This is a genomic window from Marinicrinis lubricantis (genome assembly GCF_042658665.1).
GTDB lineage: Bacteria > Bacillota > Bacilli > Paenibacillales > KCTC-33676 > Marinicrinis > Marinicrinis lubricantis.
Genome location: NZ_JBHSQV010000184.1, coordinates 85,710 through 106,076, shown reverse-complemented (window position 1 = coordinate 106,076; position 20,367 = coordinate 85,710). Strand labels below are relative to the sequence as shown.

20 protein-coding genes and 1 pseudogene are annotated in these 20,367 nt (G+C 45.8%); 13 read left to right on the top strand and 8 right to left on the bottom strand.

Features of this window, described 5'->3' with window-relative positions:
* Positions 1-130: 130 nt before the first annotated feature.
* Positions 131-895 carry a hydrogen peroxide-dependent heme synthase gene (gene hemQ, locus ACFPXP_RS20435; protein ID WP_379896270.1) on the bottom strand — a complete coding sequence of 255 codons (765 nt, stop codon included), beginning with the start codon at positions 893-895 and terminating at the stop codon, positions 131-133.
* A 173-nt stretch (positions 896-1,068) separates the two neighbouring features.
* Here hemQ and ACFPXP_RS20430 point away from each other — a divergent pair, with 173 nt between their 5' ends.
* From ACFPXP_RS20430 to dnaI, 4 genes are all read left to right on the top strand, one after another.
* Complete coding sequence (locus ACFPXP_RS20430; RefSeq protein ID WP_379896269.1) at positions 1,069-1,368, top strand: YuiB family protein; 300 nt, start codon at positions 1,069-1,071, stop codon at positions 1,366-1,368.
* A 165-nt stretch (positions 1,369-1,533) separates the two neighbouring features.
* Entirely contained in the window at positions 1,534-2,406 is an 873-nt protein-coding gene (locus ACFPXP_RS20425) for an alpha/beta fold hydrolase (RefSeq protein WP_379896268.1), read from the top strand.
* Positions 2,407-2,496: 90 nt separating this feature from the next.
* Positions 2,497-3,963: a DnaD domain protein gene (locus ACFPXP_RS20420; RefSeq protein WP_379896266.1), complete on the top strand. Its 1,467-nt coding sequence runs from the start codon at positions 2,497-2,499 to the stop codon at positions 3,961-3,963.
* Between the two features lie 18 nt (positions 3,964-3,981).
* The gene (dnaI, locus tag ACFPXP_RS20415; RefSeq protein WP_379896264.1) at positions 3,982-4,935 is read left to right on the top strand and encodes a primosomal protein DnaI; all 954 of its coding nucleotides are present in this window, start codon (positions 3,982-3,984) and stop codon (positions 4,933-4,935) included.
* 78 nt (positions 4,936-5,013) lie between these two features.
* On the opposite strand, the gene ACFPXP_RS20410 is transcribed toward dnaI, so the two are convergent.
* Entirely contained in the window at positions 5,014-5,160 is a 147-nt protein-coding gene (locus ACFPXP_RS20410; protein ID WP_379896262.1) for a YqzM family protein, read from the bottom strand.
* Positions 5,161-5,409: 249 nt separating this feature from the next.
* Between ACFPXP_RS20410 and trxA the strand changes: the two genes are divergently transcribed.
* Together trxA and uvrC are read left to right on the top strand one after the other, a co-directional pair.
* Positions 5,410-5,727, top strand: coding sequence for a thioredoxin (gene trxA / locus ACFPXP_RS20405; protein ID WP_379896260.1), 318 nt, complete (start codon positions 5,410-5,412; stop codon positions 5,725-5,727).
* 216 nt (positions 5,728-5,943) lie between these two features.
* Entirely contained in the window at positions 5,944-7,788 is a 1,845-nt protein-coding gene (gene uvrC / locus ACFPXP_RS20400) for an excinuclease ABC subunit UvrC (RefSeq protein ID WP_379896304.1), read from the top strand.
* Here uvrC and ACFPXP_RS20395 read toward each other — a convergent pair.
* Positions 7,694-9,334 (bottom strand): CPBP family glutamic-type intramembrane protease, encoded by a 1,641-nt coding sequence (locus ACFPXP_RS20395; protein WP_379896258.1) that lies wholly within the window; start codon positions 9,332-9,334, stop codon positions 7,694-7,696. The genes uvrC and ACFPXP_RS20395 overlap by 95 nt on opposite strands.
* Positions 9,335-9,481: 147 nt before the next feature.
* On the opposite strand from ACFPXP_RS20395, the gene ACFPXP_RS20390 reads away from it, so the two are divergent.
* Complete coding sequence (locus tag ACFPXP_RS20390; RefSeq protein ID WP_379896257.1) at positions 9,482-10,144, top strand: potassium channel family protein; 663 nt, start codon at positions 9,482-9,484, stop codon at positions 10,142-10,144.
* Here ACFPXP_RS20390 and ACFPXP_RS20385 read toward each other — a convergent pair.
* On the bottom strand, positions 10,134-11,051 hold the full coding sequence (locus ACFPXP_RS20385; protein ID WP_379896256.1) for a LysR family transcriptional regulator: 918 nt from the start codon (positions 11,049-11,051) through the stop codon (positions 10,134-10,136). The two genes, ACFPXP_RS20390 and ACFPXP_RS20385, sit on opposite strands and share 11 nt — an antisense overlap.
* A 313-nt stretch (positions 11,052-11,364) precedes the next feature.
* Here ACFPXP_RS20385 and ACFPXP_RS20380 point away from each other — a divergent pair, with 313 nt between their 5' ends.
* The 5 genes and pseudogenes from ACFPXP_RS20380 (at position 11,365) to ACFPXP_RS20360 (ending at position 16,654) form a co-directional block, all read left to right on the top strand.
* On the top strand, positions 11,365-12,018 hold the full coding sequence (locus ACFPXP_RS20380; protein ID WP_379896254.1) for a succinate dehydrogenase cytochrome b558 subunit: 654 nt from the start codon (positions 11,365-11,367) through the stop codon (positions 12,016-12,018).
* Between the two features lie 27 nt (positions 12,019-12,045).
* Positions 12,046-13,803 carry a succinate dehydrogenase flavoprotein subunit gene (gene sdhA, locus ACFPXP_RS20375; RefSeq protein WP_379896253.1) on the top strand — a complete coding sequence of 586 codons (1,758 nt, stop codon included), beginning with the start codon at positions 12,046-12,048 and terminating at the stop codon, positions 13,801-13,803.
* A gap of 2 nt (positions 13,804-13,805) precedes the next feature.
* Positions 13,806-14,570 (top strand): succinate dehydrogenase iron-sulfur subunit, encoded by a 765-nt coding sequence (gene sdhB / locus ACFPXP_RS20370; RefSeq protein WP_379896252.1) that lies wholly within the window; start codon positions 13,806-13,808, stop codon positions 14,568-14,570.
* Positions 14,571-14,898: 328 nt separating this feature from the next.
* Positions 14,899-15,390, top strand: coding sequence for a DUF2062 domain-containing protein (locus ACFPXP_RS20365; RefSeq protein ID WP_379896251.1), 492 nt, complete (start codon positions 14,899-14,901; stop codon positions 15,388-15,390).
* Between the two features lie 42 nt (positions 15,391-15,432).
* Positions 15,433-16,654: pseudogene (locus ACFPXP_RS20360) on the top strand (CynX/NimT family MFS transporter).
* A 161-nt stretch (positions 16,655-16,815) separates the two neighbouring features.
* Here ACFPXP_RS20360 and ACFPXP_RS20355 read toward each other — a convergent pair.
* On the bottom strand, positions 16,816-17,622 hold the full coding sequence (locus ACFPXP_RS20355) for a histidinol-phosphatase (RefSeq protein WP_379896249.1): 807 nt from the start codon (positions 17,620-17,622) through the stop codon (positions 16,816-16,818).
* A gap of 16 nt (positions 17,623-17,638) precedes the next feature.
* On the bottom strand, positions 17,639-18,541 hold the full coding sequence (locus ACFPXP_RS20350; RefSeq protein ID WP_379896302.1) for a LysR family transcriptional regulator: 903 nt from the start codon (positions 18,539-18,541) through the stop codon (positions 17,639-17,641).
* Positions 18,542-18,798: 257 nt separating this feature from the next.
* Here ACFPXP_RS20350 and ACFPXP_RS20345 point away from each other — a divergent pair, with 257 nt between their 5' ends.
* Positions 18,799-19,572 carry an SDR family NAD(P)-dependent oxidoreductase gene (locus tag ACFPXP_RS20345; RefSeq protein ID WP_379896248.1) on the top strand — a complete coding sequence of 258 codons (774 nt, stop codon included), beginning with the start codon at positions 18,799-18,801 and terminating at the stop codon, positions 19,570-19,572.
* Between the two features lie 97 nt (positions 19,573-19,669).
* Here the strand turns inward: ACFPXP_RS20345 and ACFPXP_RS20340 are convergent, their stop codons facing one another.
* Together ACFPXP_RS20340 and ACFPXP_RS20335 are read right to left on the bottom strand one after the other, a co-directional pair.
* On the bottom strand, positions 19,670-19,912 hold the full coding sequence (locus ACFPXP_RS20340) for a YkuS family protein (RefSeq protein ID WP_379896247.1): 243 nt from the start codon (positions 19,910-19,912) through the stop codon (positions 19,670-19,672).
* Positions 19,913-20,064: 152 nt separating this feature from the next.
* Entirely contained in the window at positions 20,065-20,307 is a 243-nt protein-coding gene (locus ACFPXP_RS20335; protein WP_379896246.1) for a DUF2573 family protein, read from the bottom strand.
* Between the last annotated feature and the right edge of the window lie 60 nt (positions 20,308-20,367).

Sequence of the window (20,367 nt, the reverse complement as noted above, 5' to 3'; positions counted from 1 at the left end):
TATAAGGACAAAACAGAGGAACTTCTGCTGGAGAAGTTCCTTCACAGTGTACTGTAAAAGCAAAGATGCGTTTTTTTATATTTGTATCGCATCCATTCAATCGATGATTATGGTATAAACTGCACTGGGCTTATTTAAGAAGATGCTCGATGCCTTCACGGTCAACAAGGTTTCCGACGAAAAATTCCCCAAATTCGCCGTAACGCGCGCTGACTTCGTCAAAACGCATTTCATAAACAAGCTTTTTGAATTGCAGCGGGTCATCAGCAAATAAGGTGACGCCCCATTCCCAATCATCAAAGCCAACTGACCCTGTGATAATCTGTTTCACCTTTCCCGCATAAGAACGTCCTATGAGACCATGGCTCCGCATCATGCTTCTGCGTTCATCCATGCTGAGCATATACCAGTTGTCCTGGCCATCTCTCTTTTTGTTCATAGGGTAGAAGCAAATGTGTTTGCTTTTCGGAAGCACGGGCTTTAGTCTTGCCACAACCTCCGGATTTTCCATCGGATCGGAACCAGGTTTGGCCATATAATTACTGAGTTCGACAACGGAAACGTAAGAATAGGCCGGAATGAGGAAAGGCGCAATGGCTGATTGGTTCAAAGCTGTTTCAAGCTCGCCCAACTGATCCATCGATTCGCGCAAATTCATAAACATGAGGTCTGCCTTTTGGCCTACAATGTAGTACATGGCATGACTTCCGACTTTTTCAGTCTGCGCTTGTTCCCATCCCTGCACAATTGTATTTAAATCTTGCAGAGCTTCTTTTTTGTGACCGTCATCCGCTTGTTTCCAAGCGTTCCAATCGATGTACCGAAAATCATGTAAAGCGTACCATCCGTCTAATGTTTGAGCTGCTTCATTGGTGCGATGTGTGGTTTCATTCATGGACTAGTAACACCCCTTACAGATTTATGCAACGGTATCATTTTATATAATAATTACGCAAAGAGCAATTGAAAGGTTTCGAAAGATGTGCCATTTCTGTTAAAAATATTGAATCCACTGCGTAATTCAAGTACACTTATGGATGTCATATCGATGTAAGGAGGAAACCGGAAGTGACTGCAGAACTGCTTCAGCTGCCCATTCTGCTCGTGCTTTTCTTCGTTTTGCTGTTTGGGATCGGCTTTATTTTAAACATGCTGCTGAAAACCACCTGGCTTACCATCTATTTATATATTTTTGTCATGCTTCCATTGGTGTTTTATCGGCTGTACGACACAGACATGTCCTTCTGGGGGAACCTGAAGAGCTATCAAATCGCAGATTACTTAACTGCGCTTGGCGGATTAGCCGGTGCTTATTTCAGCGGATCGGCGATTAAAACGCTGAGGGAAAAAGGATACAAGATGTTTTAATGATGTTTTCGTTTTACATATGTCAGCTTAATGACATTCGTTTCTAATACAAGGGGACTTTCTTCTCGGCTGTGGTCCGAAAGGAGAGTCCCTTTGTTTTCCGGGTGATAACGATGCGGCTGCAGGGAATAATACACCTTAAGATAATTGGAGGTGTAAAGGACTATGCCGATGATCGATGTGAATGGGATCAAGCTGCATTATCATTTGAAGGGCAGAGGTCTGCCTATCTTGTTTATTCATCCTCCGCTGCTGACGAGTGAAAATTTCAATTATCAGCTGGAGCAGCTTTCCGACCAATTTACGGTCGTTGTATTTGACATTCGGGGCCATGGACACAGTGAGGCTTCAGCAGCTCCTATCACTTATACACTGATATCCTCCGATATTCAGCAATTGATGAACGCGTTGAATATCAAGAAATGCTACTTAGCGGGTTATTCCACAGGCGGGGGAATTGCTCTGGATGCGATGCTTACGTATCCCGATCGGTTTTATGGCGGCATTCTCATCAGCGCGATGTCGGAAGTATCCGATCCTTGGCTTAAGTTTCGAATTTCTATGGCTGAGCGTATGTGCGACATGAAGGCGAAGAAATTGCTTTCTTGGGCGATCAGTTATGGCAATGCAGACATGGATATCACGTACCGAAATTTAATGGAGTCCGCCCTCAAAGGCAATCTGGAAAACATGAAGCAGTACTACTCGATCAGCAAGCAATTTTGCTGTACCGACAGCTTGAGATATCTAAAAATTCCACAGCTGCTCGTATATGGCGAAAAGGATAAAGCGTTCCATCGCTATGCAAAAATGCTGAAAAAGGAGCTTCCTTCGAGCCAGCTTTATTATATTCGCGGTCTCCGACATCAGCTGCCTACGAAAGCGCCATATAAATTGAATGGTTTGATCCGCAAATGGATTACCGAGCATCAAGAGATGGGTTTAAATAATCGTGTTCTCACGACATTGGATAGAGTGCCGCTCGTGAATACCGAATATGCATCTACCGTTTCCAGACAACACCAGGCGCCGCACTAAACATTTATGTAGAACATCGTCGAATTTATGTTAAAATAGAAGAGATCATGAATCGATGTATTCTAATAAAAGCGGGGAATGGTGTTCACCTTGCGAATTAGCAATTTACTGCATTTTACGGAAAATCACCGGTTCTATATGTTCCGGGATTTTTCATTAAGCCCATTGGAATATAAAATGCTGCAGTGGATTTATCAGCCTATGATTGGTCCGACTGCGATCAGCCTGTTTCTTCTGCTCTATGAACAAGTTCCGGCGGAGCGTATAGGATACTCCCGCTTAGAGCAGCAGCGCAGGCTCTTTCTTTCGATGGCCCTGGAGCCAAGCGAAAAAGGTCGAAAACAATTGATAGAATCGGCTTCCAAACTGGAGGCGCTCGGCCTGCTTCAGAGCAGTCGGCAGTATATTAGCGAACAGGATGAATACATATACGCCTATAGACTGCACAAACCTCTTAGTCCTTATGAGTTTTTCAAAAATGATCATCTGCTGCTGCTATTGAGAGATAAGATTGGGAAGCATGCGGTGTTATCCCTTCACAATGAATTGTGCTGCACTGCAGAGTATCCGTGGAATACGGAAAGTGTACAGCAGGAAGATATCAGTACGCCGTTTTATGAGCTTTTTCAGCTGAATACCAATACGATAGATTTTGAGCTGGAGCAGGCGCTGCTAGAGTCCGCTTCGGGGATCATACCGTTCGAATCGCAGAATTCGGAGGAAACCTTGGATTACGGCGAGATGATGCGGCGTTTTCCTCGTACTTCATCAAACCGAGTTTGGGTGGAGCGATTGAAATATGCCCCGGAGCAGCTCAGCAAGCTGCATTATTTGACGATGAAGTATCAATTAAGCATTTCACGTCTTTGCAGTTTACTGGATGAGGATTTTGCATTTAACGCACAGGGCGAGCTGCAGTACGAGGCGCTGGAGCATGCCGCTCATTTGACATTCCGTCAAATGAAAAAGAGAGAAGAAGACCGTACCGTATGGTTGAACCGATCGAATTCGAATGCGGAGGACAAAGACGAAGCTCCAAGAGAAGTCGAGATGCAGTATTATGTAGACGTACCCGCAGCGATCACAAAGCAGGTCGATGTTCACCAATATAACCGGATGCTGAAAAATCAGCCTTATACGAAGATTTTGGATTTGTTTTTTCCCGGAAACGTACCGGATTCGGTACTAAATACTTTTTCTAAAATCGATTTGAATTACAGGCTGAAAGAAGAAGTCATCAATCTGCTAATTCACTATATTAAAAACAACGATTTTTCTTGGAGTAAGCCGTATATCGACGCCATCGCATCGGACATGCTGGGCAGACAAATCGATAGCTTCGAGAAGGCAGTAGAATATATCCGTGCGCAGGAGAATCGTACGAAGCAGCCGAAAGCCGCTGGATCCAAGACGTCCAGATCAAGACGCAATGCCCATCAAAAGCCGAAGCTCGAAGTCTATCAAGGAGAAGCGTCCGGATCGTTCAATGAGGAAGCATACCAGAGGGGCTTGCAATTGGCGGAGCTGCTCGATGAAAAGAACAAGCGGCAATCGTAATGAGGAGGGAACAAGCGGATGGAATCTTTATCGGAGGTTTTAAAATATGTTCCGCAGCAAACGCTGCGTATGAACCCGGATGAAGCCTTCCAGCAGTTGATGGCACATCCTGCGGTCCAGAACTTTATTCATAAGAACGGTCCCTTTGAACCTACCGAGCTTCGAATGAGTATGAACCGACTTTATCAATTTAAAAAAGAATACGATCACTGCAGCGCTTGCCCTGGTCTGGATCAATGTCCGAACGACTTCGAGGGACATTATACGAAACTGTCTGTTCAAAGTGTACATGGTCAGAAAGTGATCGTAGATCAAAAGGTTGCATGTAAAAAAATGCGATCGAAGCAATCACAGGATCTCATCAAGCAGCGTATTCGCAGCTTTTATGTGGATGAGAAGGCACTGCAAACGGGATATTCCTCGAAAGAAATTTATCAGCGTGATATGGAACGAAGCGAATCGGTAGAGAGATTGCTGGAATATATCGTTACAACCAAGAAAAATGGACTGCAGCCGAAAGGACTTTATTTGGCGGGCAGCTTTGGTACAGGGAAAACCTTTTTAATGTGCTACATGCTGCATGAACTGGCGAAGGACGGACTGTCGGGAGTGATTATCTACATGCCCGATTTTGTGGAAGATTTGAAAGCAATGATTCACGAACCGGGGAAGCTGAAGGAAACGATCGAGCTGCTGAAATCTACAGATCTTCTCGTATTTGACGATATGGGTGCCGAAAACCTGAATCCGTGGGTTAGAGATCATGTACTGGGCACGATTCTGAACTACCGGATGAATCGGAAACCGACCTTTTTCACTTCCAATTACGATTTGGATGCGATGGAGAAGCATTTGAGCTTTACGGACAAAGAAGGGGACAATGATTCGAAAGGCAGAAGATTGATGGAACGTATACGCTATTATGTGGAAGTCATCAGTGTGAATGGTAAAAATCAGCGAGAGCACAAGTAACGATTGCACATACTTGCGGCATAGAAAAAGAGCCTGGCTTCTTTAGAAGTCCAGGCTCTTTTTCTATTCGCTAACAGCTTAGCTGTACACATAGGCAATGATGGTAAAGATGACGCAAACGACGAAGAAAAATCCGAAGGTAACGCCAAAACCGACTGCGACGTCGAGAAAGTCATTGCGAGGCTCTTCATTAATATGTAGTTCTGGGTTTTTAGAGTTGCTCATGCTTCAATCCTCCTTAAGCCTTTCCATCCGATAATCGACTTATATCCCATAGTATACCCAAAGGGCGGCAAAGTTGTAAAGAATGCGTCGGTGTTAAAAACTTCATCGGCCATCGCTTGTATAAATTGTAACAAGAAGTTCACAATAAAACAGGAAATGATGCCTCTAATCAAAGACGTGGAATTCACAAAATAATATGGTATACTGTAATTGTTCTAAATAAGAAAAGAGAGTTGGGAGGAATTGCACATGGCAATTGTTAACGTTACGGATCAGTCCTTCAATCAAGAAGTTGAAGGTCAAGGCACTGTTTTAGTAGATTTCTGGGCACCTTGGTGCGGACCATGCAAAATGATCGCTCCAATCCTGGAGGAATTAGATACAGAGATCGGTGAACAGGTAAAAATCGCAAAGGTCAATGTCGATGACAACCCAGAGTCCGCGTCCCGATTTGGTGTAATGAGCATTCCTACATTAATCGTTTTTAAAGACGGTCAACCTGTAGACAAAGTGGTCGGTCTGCAATCCAAGGATGCGCTCAAAGGGGTATTGTCCCGTCACAGCTAATATTTACCTTCTCAAAGATCTCCTTTTGTCCTAGGCAAAAGGAGATTTTTTTGTGTTATAATCATCTTTCAAGCGAACATACATGAAGATGAAAGATGGATATATGGATATAGATGAATGAGGGGAAAGGAGGGGTATTCCATGGATCAGAATCATTTCACCGATCGCGAACAGATGGAGGAACAGACCGAATTGACGACAGGCGAACGCGAGCGGGTGATGGAAAAAATTAAACACAAGCTTGCTCTTTTGCCGGATCAGCCTGGATGTTATTTGATGAAAAACAAAAGCGGGAAAATAATATATGTGGGTAAAGCAAAGGTTTTGAAGAATCGTGTTCGTTCCTATTTCACCGGCAGTCATGATGCGAAGACGCAGCGGCTGGTCAGCGAAATATGCGATTTTGAATACATTGTGACCTCCAGCAATATGGAAGCACTCATTCTAGAGTGTAATCTCATCAAGCAGCACCATCCGCGTTACAATGTACTGCTGAAGGACGATAAGTCGTTTCCTTACATTAAAATTACTGGAGATTTACATCCCCGCCTTGAAGTGACGCGTCGTGTCGTGAAAGACCGAGGCAAATATTTCGGACCGTATCCGAACGCTTACGCTGCTCAGCAAACAAAGAAGCTGCTCGATCGTCTGTATCCATTAAGAAAATGCAGCACGATCCCAGACAAAGTATGCTTGTATTACCATATGGGCCAATGTATTGCTCCATGTGAGTATGATGTTCCCGCAGGTCAGTACGAAGAGATGGTGCAGGAAATTACTCGCTTCTTAAATGGCGGACATGAGGATATTAAGCAGGATTTGGAGCGCAAGATGCATGAGGCCGCTGAAGAGCTGAACTTTGAACGGGCGAAAGAGCTTAGAGATCAGATTGCCTATATCGATGCGGTCATGGAGAAACAGAAGATTACAACGAACGATTCTGTCGATCGGGACGTCTTTGGCTATTACGTCGATAAGGGCTGGATGTGCGTTCAAATTTTATATATGCGGCAAGGCAAAATGATTGAACGAAGAGCTTCGATCTTCCCTTATTATGGGGATGAATATGATGATTTCATGTCCTTCATCAGCCAATATTACAGCGATAACCCGGCACTGCCAAAAGATATTTTGATTCCTGATCACGAAAGCAGACAGGAGCTGTCAGAGATGCTGGAGCAATGGCTGAAGGTGAAGGTGCATTTTCCGCAGAGAGGCTTGAAGAAGCAAATGGTGGAGATGGCCTGCAACAATGCCAAGGTCGCCCTGCAGGAGAAGTTTCAGCTGCTTGATCGGAATGAGGGACGTACTGTAAAGGCGGCCGAGCAGCTTGGAAAGCGGCTTGGCATGGAGAAGGTCCATCGGATTGAGGCTTTTGACAACTCGAACATTCAAGGAACGGATCCGGTTTCGGCGATGGTTGTATTTACTGACGGAAAGCCGGATAAAAAGGAATATCGCAAATATAAAGTCAAGACGGTTACGGGCCCCGATGATTATGAAACGATGCGCGAAGTGATTCGCAGAAGGTATGAGCGGGTACTAAAGGAAGGCCTGACACTTCCTGATCTGATCGTCGTCGACGGAGGCAAAGGTCAAATTTCCGCGGCCATCGACGTCCTCGAGAACGAACTCGGATTGCATGTGCCTGTATGCGGGTTGGTTAAGGATCAAAAGCACAAAACAGCGGACTTGATGATTGGGGATCCACCTGAAGTGGTACCGATGCCGCGGGATAGTCAGGAATTTTATTTGCTACAACGGATTCAAGAAGAGGTACACCGATTCGCCATTACGTTCCATCGACAAACGCGTGCCAAGTCGATGGTCGGATCACAATTGGATGCGATTCCGGGGATTGGTGAAACACGCAGAAAACGGCTTCTTAAACATTTTGGCTCGCTAAAAAAAATGAAAGAGGCCGAAGTCGCAGACTTCAAGCCTCTGGGCATAGGTGAAAAGCTGGCTAAGACGATTTTAGACCATCTAAACGGTCGTGTGGCAGAAGCGGCTCCGGATGCTTCTGTCGAGGATACAGCCAGCGATGCAGCAGAGCAATGATGATTGCGACAATGGCAGGTGAGCCAATATACAGGAGGGCCACCAGGCCTTTGTACGGTTCCTGCGAATAGAGCAGACTCATGCCCATGAGGAAGCAGTCCAAGGCGGCATGTGCGAATATAGCGGTGATTAATCCGTATCTTAAAAAGATAAAGCTGAAAATGAGACCGATAATGAACACTTCCACAAGCCGCGTATACGGTGGGAAGAAGGGATAGCCGATATGACCCGAGGCCCAAATCAAATTTGGAAGCAGAATCGCCAAAATATCGAGCCGGAATAATTTTTTGAATAATGCAATCCCGAACAAGCGGTATGTTCCTTCTTCCATAATCGCGGCGACCCAAGCGCTGATTGGAAATAGAAGCGGGTATACGTAATTCTCGACATAGAAGGCTGGATCATCATACGTCCATACTTGAAATTGTTTGTCGCCAATGAAGAAAATGATTTGCTGCAGAGAGATAAGGATGACGGCATACAGATAGCCTCGACCCATCGATCGGATTGTATGTCGGCCATAATCCGCTTCCTGCCATCTCGCCCAGGTTCGCCTTCCCAACGTCTTAAACATGCCGTCTCCGGATGCAAATGACAGATAGAGCGAGAAGGCCAGTATCACATAGATTCCCTGCTGGAATAGAAGACCAGACATGGCCAGGCTTCCTGACGCCGGATCTTCGGCATAGGCGGCCTTAATCGATGGAAAAGAGTTATACATGTTGATTGAAATAAGCACCAGCACAATGAGACTAAGCAGGATGCCGCGCCGCCATGGGGCGGCTTTTCGGTATACAATCGCTGTGACCAGCGAAGCGACCACTAAAAACGCCATCATCAGCAGCTGAATGATGGATAGTCCTGCACGCTTCTCTTCTTCCGTTTGAAACCAGCTGATGAAGGTGTCAGTAGGGGTTATTCCCTGATGCAGCATCACGACTCGGCCTTTTTCGATTTGGACGGTGAGCTGGTACGCCGCTTCTCCTATGCTGGGCTGCTTTGCCCTGAATACATAAAGGCCTGGCTTCTTCTCAGTCATCCAAAAATCGTTTGGCTGATAACCCAAAGACGTAAGCTCAGACTCAGCCATTTGCTGCATTTTTGCTTCTTCGATATCATTTCCTTCAACAGCTCCGTAGATGTTCCAACCAATTACTTCTCGTTTGGCAGAATGAACCCGAATGAAGTATGTGCGATCCGCAGATGGCTGCTTCAATTCGACCTCATAATAATCGACCGGATATTTATCGGCAAACTTCAGGTCGTATTCACTCATCCAATCGTTCTTGTTCAAATAGGCGCTTAAGGGAATATTGGCCTGCAGTACGATAGAGCTTTCCAGCTCGGATGTACTTATCCCGTACTTTTCTTGGATGTGGGCTGCAGCCGTTTCGATCGCTTCATTCTTGGTTAGAAGCTTGACCGGTTCTGCTTGGGGTTCTTCCAATTGCTCCGCGCCGCTCATGATAATAATGATGAATGCAGTGATAACGAGGACGACGGCAGCAATCACTTCTGTAAAAATGACCCTATTTTTGTTTTGCATAGCTTTTCTCCTTGATAACAAAATTAATAACGATGCGAATGCATCATTTGTTTAGGCTGAAAGCACCTCGTTCTTTTCAGGTTCGCAGCAGCATATCCTGTTCGAAAACATAAGAGACTGTACATGATGAAGCGGAGGGACATCCTGATGAAGTATTCCCAATTTGCCGTGATCGGTCTCGGCAGGTTCGGATCCAGCTTGGCAAAGGAATTAATCGCTCAAGGATATGAGGTCATGGGTATTGATAAAAATGAAGAAATTGCGGATGACATGAGCGATGAACTAACATTTACTGCCGCTGCTGATACGACCGATGAAGAGGTTCTGAAAGAGCTTGGAATTCGAAATTCGGATTGCGTGATTATCGCGATTGGCAATGACATTCAAGCAAGCATCATGACAGCGATCTTGTTAAAAGATTTTGGTGTCAAAAAGGTCGTAGCCAAAGCGTTAAGCGAGCTTCACGGCAGAGTGCTGGAGAAGATCGGGGTAGATCGCGTGATATATCCCGAACGCGATATGGCGATACGGCTGGCACACCAATTGGTACAACCTAATATACTTGATTTTATTGAATTATCGAATAAATATACCATCGCTGAGTTATCGGCACCCCAAAAAATCAGCGGCAAGACGTTAGGCAAGCTGGACACTAGAGCGAAATACGGCTGCAGTGTTGTGGCCCTTCATAAACAGGAGGAGATTTTGATTGCTCCTTCTGCCAATGACGTCGTCGATAAAGACGATATTATGGTGCTGATTGGTACGAAGCAGCAGATTGAGCGCTTCGAGGATGCCGTTACAGATTAAACGAGCCGCCTGACGACTGGAAAAATCGAATCGCGGACTTCAGGCGGTTCTCTACTTCTGGATGGAATACGCTGTCTTCTCGATAAATAAGAGATGTCGTGCGCGATGTTTCCTTCAGTTCTACCACATCCACGATGACGATACCGTTGTCCTCGAGTAAGCTGCGTCTCAAATACGATAATGGGAGCAGTGTAGCCAATCCGCTGTTGCCGATGAGCCTAATGATGGCTTCGAACGAGTCGATTTCCATTTTAATATCGGGATGAACTTGATGACCATGGAACAGCTCATCCATTAAAACTCGGTACCACGTTCCCTTCGAGAAGAGAATCATCCCCATGCCGTCCAGATCCTTCATACGGATCGATTTACTACCGGATAGAGGATGGCTTGCGGGAAGCAGCAGGGCGAGATGATCGTCAAACAGCGGCACGCAGACCAGCTCTGGGTGTACAATACTGGATGCGACAATGCCGAAGTCCACTTTATGATCTTTTACCATTTCTACGATTTCATGCGTTTTACCCGTTGCGGCTTTAATATCAAATTTGTAGTCTTGCGCAGTAAAAGCAGCTATGATGTCAGGCAAAGTCGACTGCAGTGTCGTCAAGCTGGCTCCGATCAGCAGCTGTGTCTTCTCTGAAGGCTTGTAGTTCATTAAGTCCTTCTGAAGCTTTCTCTCCCACTCTTGCAGCTGCAGCGCATAATTGTACGTGATGGCCCCGACCTCCGTCAGCTGAAGCTTTTTGCCTCTGCGTTCAAACAATTGGACGCCCAAGCTATCCTCCAGCTTGCTCATTTTACGAGATAGGGCGGGTTGAGACAGATTTAGACTTTTGGCTGCTTTATTGAGGCTGCCGTGATCTACCACAGCTGCAAAGTAAAGCATGAGTTCCAGCTCAGTCAACGGGAATCATCCTTCCAGTGTTCGTTTAAATGATATATAAAGCATAGGGTAATCAGTTATGCGTAATGCTTATAATTTATTATAATATAATTGCATTTCCTTTATAAGAGAAAAAGAGTTAAGATTAACATTGAATAGAGCGTCACAAAATTGTAATGATTGTTTGGAATTGAGAATACGCTTGATCCGAAAATGTGACAATTTATTGACGCGGGGTACAGGCCGCAGTACAATGTAAAAGGTTTATTGCTATGAATAAAGGCGAAAGCCTTTACAATTACATTCTTTGTCAATGATGGGGGGACTTACGTTCATGAAGTTGAATTCTTACTATTCCCGAAAGCTGCACTCCCTGTTGGGGGTAATCCCTTTGGGATTTTTCCTGCTGGAGCATTTGTACACGAACTTCGAAGCTTACAATGCCGGGGAAGAAGGATTTAATGAAGCAGTACAATTTCTTCAGAGTTTACCACTCGTACCGATCTTAGAAATCTTCGGTATCTTTTTGCCTCTGCTGTATCATGGTGTGTACGGGCTGTATATTGCTTATCAAGCAAGGAACAATGTCAGCCATCACAGCTATGCAAGAAACATTATGTTCATGCTTCAAAGGGTTACGGGTGTGATTACCTTTGTGTTTATTATTTGGCACTTATGGGAAACCCGGATGCAGGTGGCGATGGGCAATGTGGGGCACGAGGAGTTAGGTGGAGTCATGCATGAGTTGGCGACGAATCCTCTCTACTTTGCGCTGTACTGCGTCGGAATTGTCTGCGCCGTATTCCACTTCTCGAACGGAATGTGGTCGTTCCTTGTCAGCTGGGGAATTACAGTAGGCCCTCGAGCGCAGCGAGTTTCTTCATATATTTGGATGGGGGTATTCGTCATCATGTCCATCCTGTTCATCATGGCTTTGTCAGCATTTACGAACCAGGAATTTGAAGCCATGGCTATGGCCATTTCATAATCGGATAGAGAAGGGGGACATACCAAAATGGCAAAATCAAAAGTGATTATCGTCGGCGGCGGCTTGGCTGGCTTGATGGCAGCTGTTAAGGCCGCAGAGGCTGGCGTACATGTCGATTTATTTTCCGTTGTGCCGGTCAAAAGATCTCACTCTGTATGTGCGCAGGGCGGAATTAATGGAGCTGTAAACACAAAAGGGGAAGGCGACTCTCCTTGGGAGCACTTTGATGATTCGATTTACGGAGGAGACTTTCTGGCCAATCAACCGCCTGTAAAGGCGATGTGTGAAGCAGCGCCTGGAATTATCCATTTGATGGACCGTATGGGGGTTATGTTCAATAGAACTCCGGAAGGATTGCTTGATTTCCGCCGTTTCGGCGGAACGAAGCACCACCGGACCGCATTTGCTGGTGCAACTACCGGACAGCAGCTGCTGTATGCGCTTGATGAGCAGGTAAGACGTTGGGAAGTTGCAGGATTGGTTACAAAGTATGAGCATTGGGAATTTATTTCCGCAGTAATTGATGATGAGCAAATTTGCCGCGGTATCGTAGCTCAAAACTTAAGAAACATGGAAGTGAAATCGTTCCGCGGAGACGCTGTGATTTTGGCAACCGGTGGCCCTGGAATTATTTTCGGTAAATCTACGAACTCGGTCATCAATACGGGGACGGCTGCCAGCGCAGTATATCAGCAAGGGGTGTACTACGCCAACGGCGAATTTATCCAAATTCATCCGACAGCTATTCCGGGTGACGACAAGCTTCGGCTAATGTCGGAATCGGCTCGGGGAGAAGGCGGGCGCTTGTGGACCTATAAGGACGGCAAGCCTTGGTACTTCCTTGAGGAAAAATATCCGGCTTACGGTAATTTGGTTCCTCGGGATATCGCGACCCGTGAAATCTTCCACGTTTGTGTTGATTTGAAATTAGGGATCAACGGCGAAAATATGGTTTACCTGGACCTCTCTCATAAAGATCCGAAGGAACTGGACGTGAAACTCGGGGGCATCATCGAAATTTATGAGAAATTCATGGGAGACGACCCACGCAAAATCCCAATGAAGATTTTCCCAGCCGTGCATTATTCGATGGGTGGATTATGGGTCGATTACAACCAAATGACGAATATTCCGGGTTTGTTCGCTGCGGGTGAAGTGGATTATCAATATCACGGTGCGAACCGCCTTGGAGCGAATTCATTGCTGTCTTCGATCTTCGGTGGAATGGTTGCAGGGCCTAAAGCGGTAGAATATATCAAAGGCTTGAATAAGTCGTCTGAGGACGTTTCTTCACAAGTGTTCGAAGCGGAGCAATCGAAGCGGGCTGCCGAATTCGAGAACATTCTGAAGATGGACGGAAAAGAAAATGCATACAGTCTTCATAAAGAGCTCGGAGAATGGATGACGAACAATGTGACCGTTGTTCGCTATAATAAAAATTTGAAAGAAACGGATCAAAAGATCCAAGAATTGATGGAGCGATATAAGAATATCAACATCAATGATACGAGCCGTTGGAACAACCAAGGGGCATCCTTTACACGCCAGCTGTGGAATATGCTGCAGCTTTCCCGTGTTATTACATTAGGCGCTCTTAATCGGGATGAAAGCCGCGGCGCGCACTATAAGCCGGAATTTCCGGAACGTGACGATGAGAACTTCCTGAAAACAACGAAAGCGAAGTTTACAGCGAATGGACCTGAAATTTCATACGAGGATGTTGATATTTCATTAATTCCGCCGCGTAAGCGCGATTACACTACGGATAAAAAAGGAGGCAACTAATCGTGGCTGAAGCACAAACTGCGAATCGTACCATTCGCCTCACTGTAACTCGTCAGGATGATCCAAGCTCCAAGCCGTATAAAGAGGAATTCGAAATCCCGTATCGCCCGAACATGAATGTCATCAGCGCATTGATGGAAATCCAGCGAAATCCAGTGAATACGAAAGGTGAACATACCACTCCGGTTTGCTGGGAATCGAACTGCTTAGAGGAAGTATGCGGTGCCTGCTCGATGGTGATCAACGGTAAGCCCCGTCAGGCATGTACGGCGCTTGTGGATAAGCTGGAGCAGCCGATTCGGATTGAGCCGATGAAAACGTTCCCTGTCATTCGCGATGTCGTCATCGATCGCGGCCGTATGTTCGAATCGTTGAAACGAGTGAAGGCTTGGATTCCGATTGACGGTACTTACGATTTAGGTCCGGGTCCGAGAATGGCTGAAAGCAAACGCCAATGGGCCTATGAGCTTTCGAAATGTATGACTTGCGGCGTATGCTTGGAAGCTTGTCCTAACGTGAACGATAAAACGAGCTTCATCGGTCCAGCGCCAATTTCACAGGTTCGCCTCTTTAATGCACATCCAACGGGCGAAATGAATAAAGAAGAACGTTTAGAAGCTTTGATGGAAGATGGCGGTATCGAGGGATGCGGTAATTCTCAAAATTGTGTGCAGGCATGTCCGAAGGGTATTCCGCTCACAACCTCCATTGCTGCAATCAATCGCGATACAACCAAGCAATTGTTCAAAAAATGGTTAATGAGCTAATCCAATTAAGACGTCTTCATTACAGAAGGCGTCTTTCTTTTTAAAGATAAGAAAGTATACAATTTTAGGGTCATCATTTCCCAGAGGACGCCCGTCAGGCGTTTTTGTTTTTAATCGACAATTCTCAAATCAATTTCATAATACCTTCAGCAGTTTTAATCAAGACTACATTGTTGTAACGAACGGTTCAATCGATCAATATGTAGTTACAAATTCGGTGTTTAGATCATTTATGAAATGGATTGACTCATCAGCAAATTTAGGAAAAAACGATGGGAAATGCTATAATGTTTGAAATGGGTCTAGTCATAAAGGATGAGCTTCATTCATGAAATGGATAAGAAAAGCAGCGAGAAACGGAAAATACTATATCATTCGCTTAGTTCGATTGCGCAACAGCACCCATCAAATTGCCCTAGGTTTAGTACTCGGTTTTTTTCCATGTTGGTTTCCGACGTTCGGTATTGGACCGATATTATCGATCGCTCTTTCGAAAATGTTGAAAGGGAATTTGGTTGCTGCTGTCATTTCGGCCGCCCTGGGATCATTTCTGTGGCCGGTCATGTTTTATTTCAATTACAAGACAGGATCGCTGTTCTTCGATGCGGGAACCGCAGCGGAACCGAATATTCATTATGAACATGGCGGCTATTGGAATTCTGTGGTGTATACATTTGAAAAGCTGGGGAAACGATTTATGATCGGTTCCATCCTCAATAGTATCGTGTTTAGTCTGATAGGCTATGTCATCGTATATTTCATATTTAAAAAGTACCGCAGCGGATTTTTGATCAAGCTGAAATCGCGTGCAAAGCGTTAGGCTTCACATGGGAGAAGTGGGTAGAGGAGATTTTTTGAAGAAATGATACAAGGACATAATGAAAAAAGCCGGATTAATAGGGTGCTTCTCGTCGCAGGCATTCTCCTCATTGCGGCGAATTTAAGAGCTTCCATTACCGGACTAGGTCCGCTAGTTAACCATATTCGCGACGATATTGGATTGTCTCATACGATGGCTGGAATGCTGACGACTCTGCCGCTAATCGGGTTCGCGGTGTTTTCATTCGTCACGCCAAGAATCGCCAGGATGATCGGGCTTGAGAATAGGTTTCAGTCTCATCTTATTGACAGCTGGTATTGCGCTGCGCAGTATTCCATCGGTTACGGCACTTTTCACAGGAACTCTGATTCTCGGTGCAGCAATAGCTATCGGTAACGTACTGCTTCCTGGTCTCATTAAACGGGACTTCCCCGGCAACGTTGGATTGATGACAGGCGCTTATTCGGTCTCGATGAATACGTTCGCTGCATTCGCCTCCGGCATTACCGTGCCGATATCAGAGGATGCAGGATTGGGCTGGCGCGGTGCCTTAGCTTGCTGGGTATTCCTTTCGCTTCTAGCGCTTATCGTTTGGCTGCCTCAGCTGCGTAAAGTACATCACGGCGGGGATACAGGGAAGCGGGACGGGGCGATATGGCGCTCCAAGCTGGCGTGGCAGGTTGCATTGTTTATGGGGCTGCAGTCCTTATTGTTCTATGTAACAATCGCTTGGTTCCCGGAAATTTTGCGGGAAAGAGGCATGAGTGAAGCTGCTGCGGGCTGGATGCTTTCTTTATTGCAATTCGTCAGTCTGCCAGCGTCATTTATCATTCCGATTTTGGCTGGTAGAAGTTCAAATCAACGAAGACTTGTCACGTCCATCGTCCTGATGTCTGCTGTAGGATATGTTGGCATGCTCATCGGAGGATTGGGGCTGATATGGTTGTGGATGATCTTGATCGGATTTGCCGGAGGCGCATATATTAGCTTGGCGCTGACGTTTATGGGACTCCGGACGAATTCAGCGCAAAAGTCAGCCGAGTTGTCGGGGATGGCACAATCGATCGGTTATCTCATCGCTTCCGTCGGTCCGCTTCTGTTCTGCTTCTTTCATGATATAACGAATGACTGGAGTGTGGGGTTAGGCGGATTGCTTATCGTTTCCGCTCTTGTATTCGTGGCTGGCATGGGGGCAGGGCGCGACGCTGTCGTGGAAGATGATTTGAAGTCTACCGCCAATTCTACAGCAAAGTCTTTAACTTGATTCGGAACATTTGTTACACAATTGTAATATTACTGTGATCTAATAATAACGTTCATCGTTTAATATCGTAGATAAGACCCCCTTTAAATTATATATATCTGAAAAAGACCTGCTTACGCAGGTCCATTTTTTTGCACAGATGGAGTTGGAAAAAGAGAGGCTTACAGCTCCACCATATAGCGTTCACGGTTGCGAAAACAAGCCCATTGTTTAAAACCGATGTCCTTCAGCCTCTGGACGACAAGTTCGAATTCGTCGCCTACACGCTCCGGAATATGTGCATCCGATCCGAATGTGACCTTGACTCCGTAATGCAGTGCCTTCTCCAGCACTTCGTCGGAGGGGTACCATCCCCCGCAGTCCTTTGTTTTACCCGATGTATTGATCTCGATCGCGACATCACATTGTGCAATCACCTTCAGAGCAGTATCGACGCGGTCAGTGGGAATACTCGTAAACTCTGGGTAGAAGCCCTTCATCGCATCGATATGTCCTAAGATGTCAAACATACCGCTGCGTGCGGACTGCTCGATTAAATCATAGTACAACTCTTTCTCAACGATCTTCTGTTCCTCGTTCAGCTTTTTCCAGCGATTGCGGTTGAAGATGCTGATTCCTTTCACAGAATGAACAGAGCCGATGATATAGTCGAAGGGGACGTTCTGATAAGCCTTTTTATAAGCATCCAATTCGTCCGGGAAGTAGTCGGACTCCACTCCCAGCAATACCTCAATCTTGGATGCATACTCCTTCTTCAGCTGCAGCACTTGTTCAATGTATGCGCTAAATTGGCTTTTGGCCATTGCGATTTTCGGAAAAGCTTGATCGACCGGCATCGCAAAATAAGGAGAATGATCAGAAATACCAATCACACTGAGTCCTTGCTCGATCGCCGATTCGATATATTCGCGTATGCCTCCTTCCGCATGACCGCAGCGGTTATGGTGTGTGTGCAAATCAAATTTCATCGTATTCGATTCCTCCTCACTCAGAACCAAGAAATTGGGATTCGGGCATGCCTTTTAAATCGTTCAAAAATTGCCGAATGGCTGCGTTTAAATATCTGCCGGTACGGTAAAAAACACTGACGGGTTGGGGAATGCTCAGCTCGTGAACGTGAATTTGTTTTAGTGTTCCCAATTTGACTTCCTTCACAATCGAGGATCTGGCAATAATGGCTGCGCCAAGATTGATTTCGACCATCCGTTTCACTTCCTCGCTGCTCGACAGCTCCATGACGATTTGCGGTTGAATTTGAAACTGCTTGATCGTACGGTCCATAAATTTTCTGCCGGCGGTATCCGGCGTGAGCATAATCATCGGAAGGTCCTGAATGCAATCAATATGGGCATGTGACTGCTGCGCAAGTGGATGCTCCGGAGCAACGACTAATTCAAAGTTGTCATAATATAAAATTGATGATTCCAGCAGCGGATTTTTCTCGAATTGAAATGCAATTCCAAGGTCAATGCTTCCGTTCTCGACACTGCTGACGACTTGAGCAGAGGTCATGGAGTGAATGGTCGTCTTAATCCTTGGAAACTGATTCTGGAAGTAAGACAGGACTCTAGGAAGCACTTGCATCGCGATGGATGTCGTCGTGCCGAGCTGAATGTTGCCTTGCGGGAGCTGCTGCAGATCTGTGAGCCGCTGCTTGAGTTCTTCCTGAAGCTGCAGCATTTTTTCTGCTTGCTCGAGGAAAATCATCCCGCTTTCGGTTAATGTAACGGGTTGATTACGATTGACCAAAATCGTTTGGAACTCGTCTTCCAGACTTTTAATCTGTGCGGATACGGCGGGCTGGGTAAGGTTTAACAGTTCACCTGCCTTGCGAAAACTCATCGTCTTCGAAATGGCCAGCAGTGTTTCGAGTTGATTCATATTCAGACGGCATCTCTCCCTTCCATAGATAGATTTTATTTATCATATGAGTAAAAAGGATAACATTTTTTTAGCTACTGTCTATTATAAACAAACCGATTCGAAGAAGAAAGGGAAGAGCGGTTGATGCTTGGAATTTTTATGAAAAAAAGGTATAGTAGAGACGGCTTGCTTGTGCAATGCTGCCGTTACTTAGCAAGCTAGAGGCGAAATAGCCTCTCGTCTGACTCTGATGGCGAAACGCAGGTGAAAGAGGGATAACCATGAATTCAAGAGTCGTTGTAATCACAGGCGCATCAAGCGGTATCGGATTCCAGATGGCACAGCTGTTGTCTAATCAAGGAGATATTCCGGTCATGATGGCCAGATCCAAAGATAAAATGGAAGAGCTGGCGCGTTCACTGGAAGGCGAATACGGGGTATACGGCGTGGACGTTACATCAACCGAGGACGTTGAGAAGGCATACGCTTCCATTATAGAACGGTGGGGCACAATTGATGTACTCATCAATAACGCCGGATTCGGAATATTTAAGACGGTGGAGCAGTCGACGCTGCAGGAAATAGAACAAATGATGGATGTCAATTATTTGGGAATGGTTCGCTGCACGAAAGCGGTGCTTCCCATGATGCTGAAGCAAAACAAAGGTCATATTATAAATGTGGCATCGATGGCAGGAAAAATGGCGACGGCCAAATCGGCAGGATACTCGGCGACGAAGCATGCCGTCGTGGGCTTCAGCAGCGCGCTGCGGCAGGAAACGAGGAAAACAGGCGTCTATGTGACTGTGGTGAATCCCGGGCCGATTGCGACTCCGTTCTTTGACATAGCTGATCCAAACGGAGACTATTTAAGTCACCTGCCCAAATGGTTCGTGCTCCAGCCAGAGCATGTCGCACGCAATGTGGTCGGCTTGATTGGGAAAAATAAACTCGAGCTTCATTTGCCGGTCTATTCTGGATGGGCCGTCAAGGCTGCTCAGCTTTTCCCCAAGACCGTTGATCGGTATTTATCCAGGATGCTGAACAAAAAATAAGACAGCACTCGCTTCAAATGGCGAAGCGCAATTCCACTCGTTGATCATGAAAAAAGTGCTCCAGATCGCGAGAATCGAAGCACTTTATCGTCATGTATTACGATTGGATGCGCTGCTGTACCTGCTGCACGACATCTTCCGCGCTCATACCTTCGGCATTGATGACGGATGCTTGTGTTTGCACATCACCCATCCCCATCATATTTTTATCTTGACCGGAAATGACACAGCAGTCACAGCTTTGCATTGAATCGGCTTGCATATCCACCACATCGTAGCCGTTTTGCTGAAGCGCTTGTTTCACATTGGACAAGCTTGGTTCAACTGCAATTCTTGCCATAGCTCGGTTCACCTCCCTTGTGCCTGAATGGTCATCATGTCTGACGGAGAATGTGTGTGAGACATGAGACTTCAATAGTATGAGCAGTGGGAGGAAAATTATTCAATATATGGCGAATGGTGCTTAACGAAGAAATGATGTATTTCGGAAGACTATCCTTTTCGTACAGCTTCATTTAATTGTTTAATTTCTTCAAAGATCGCACGAATGGCTTGTTTGCCTTCGGGGTGTTCTTTCGCCCAATGGGCCGTGAGATGGGGCATTGTTTTATGCATATGGTTGTACAGGCTCCAGATTTTTACCTTCTCTAACGTCTCAGGATCTTGCTTTGCTGTGAGCAGCTCACAATAGGTCTCCAACAGGCCTTCGAACTGCTCCTCGAATGACGTTTCCATATGTTTTTCACCACCTTTACCTTTGTTTATCAGTCTAATCTATGACGAGTTAAGGTGTCA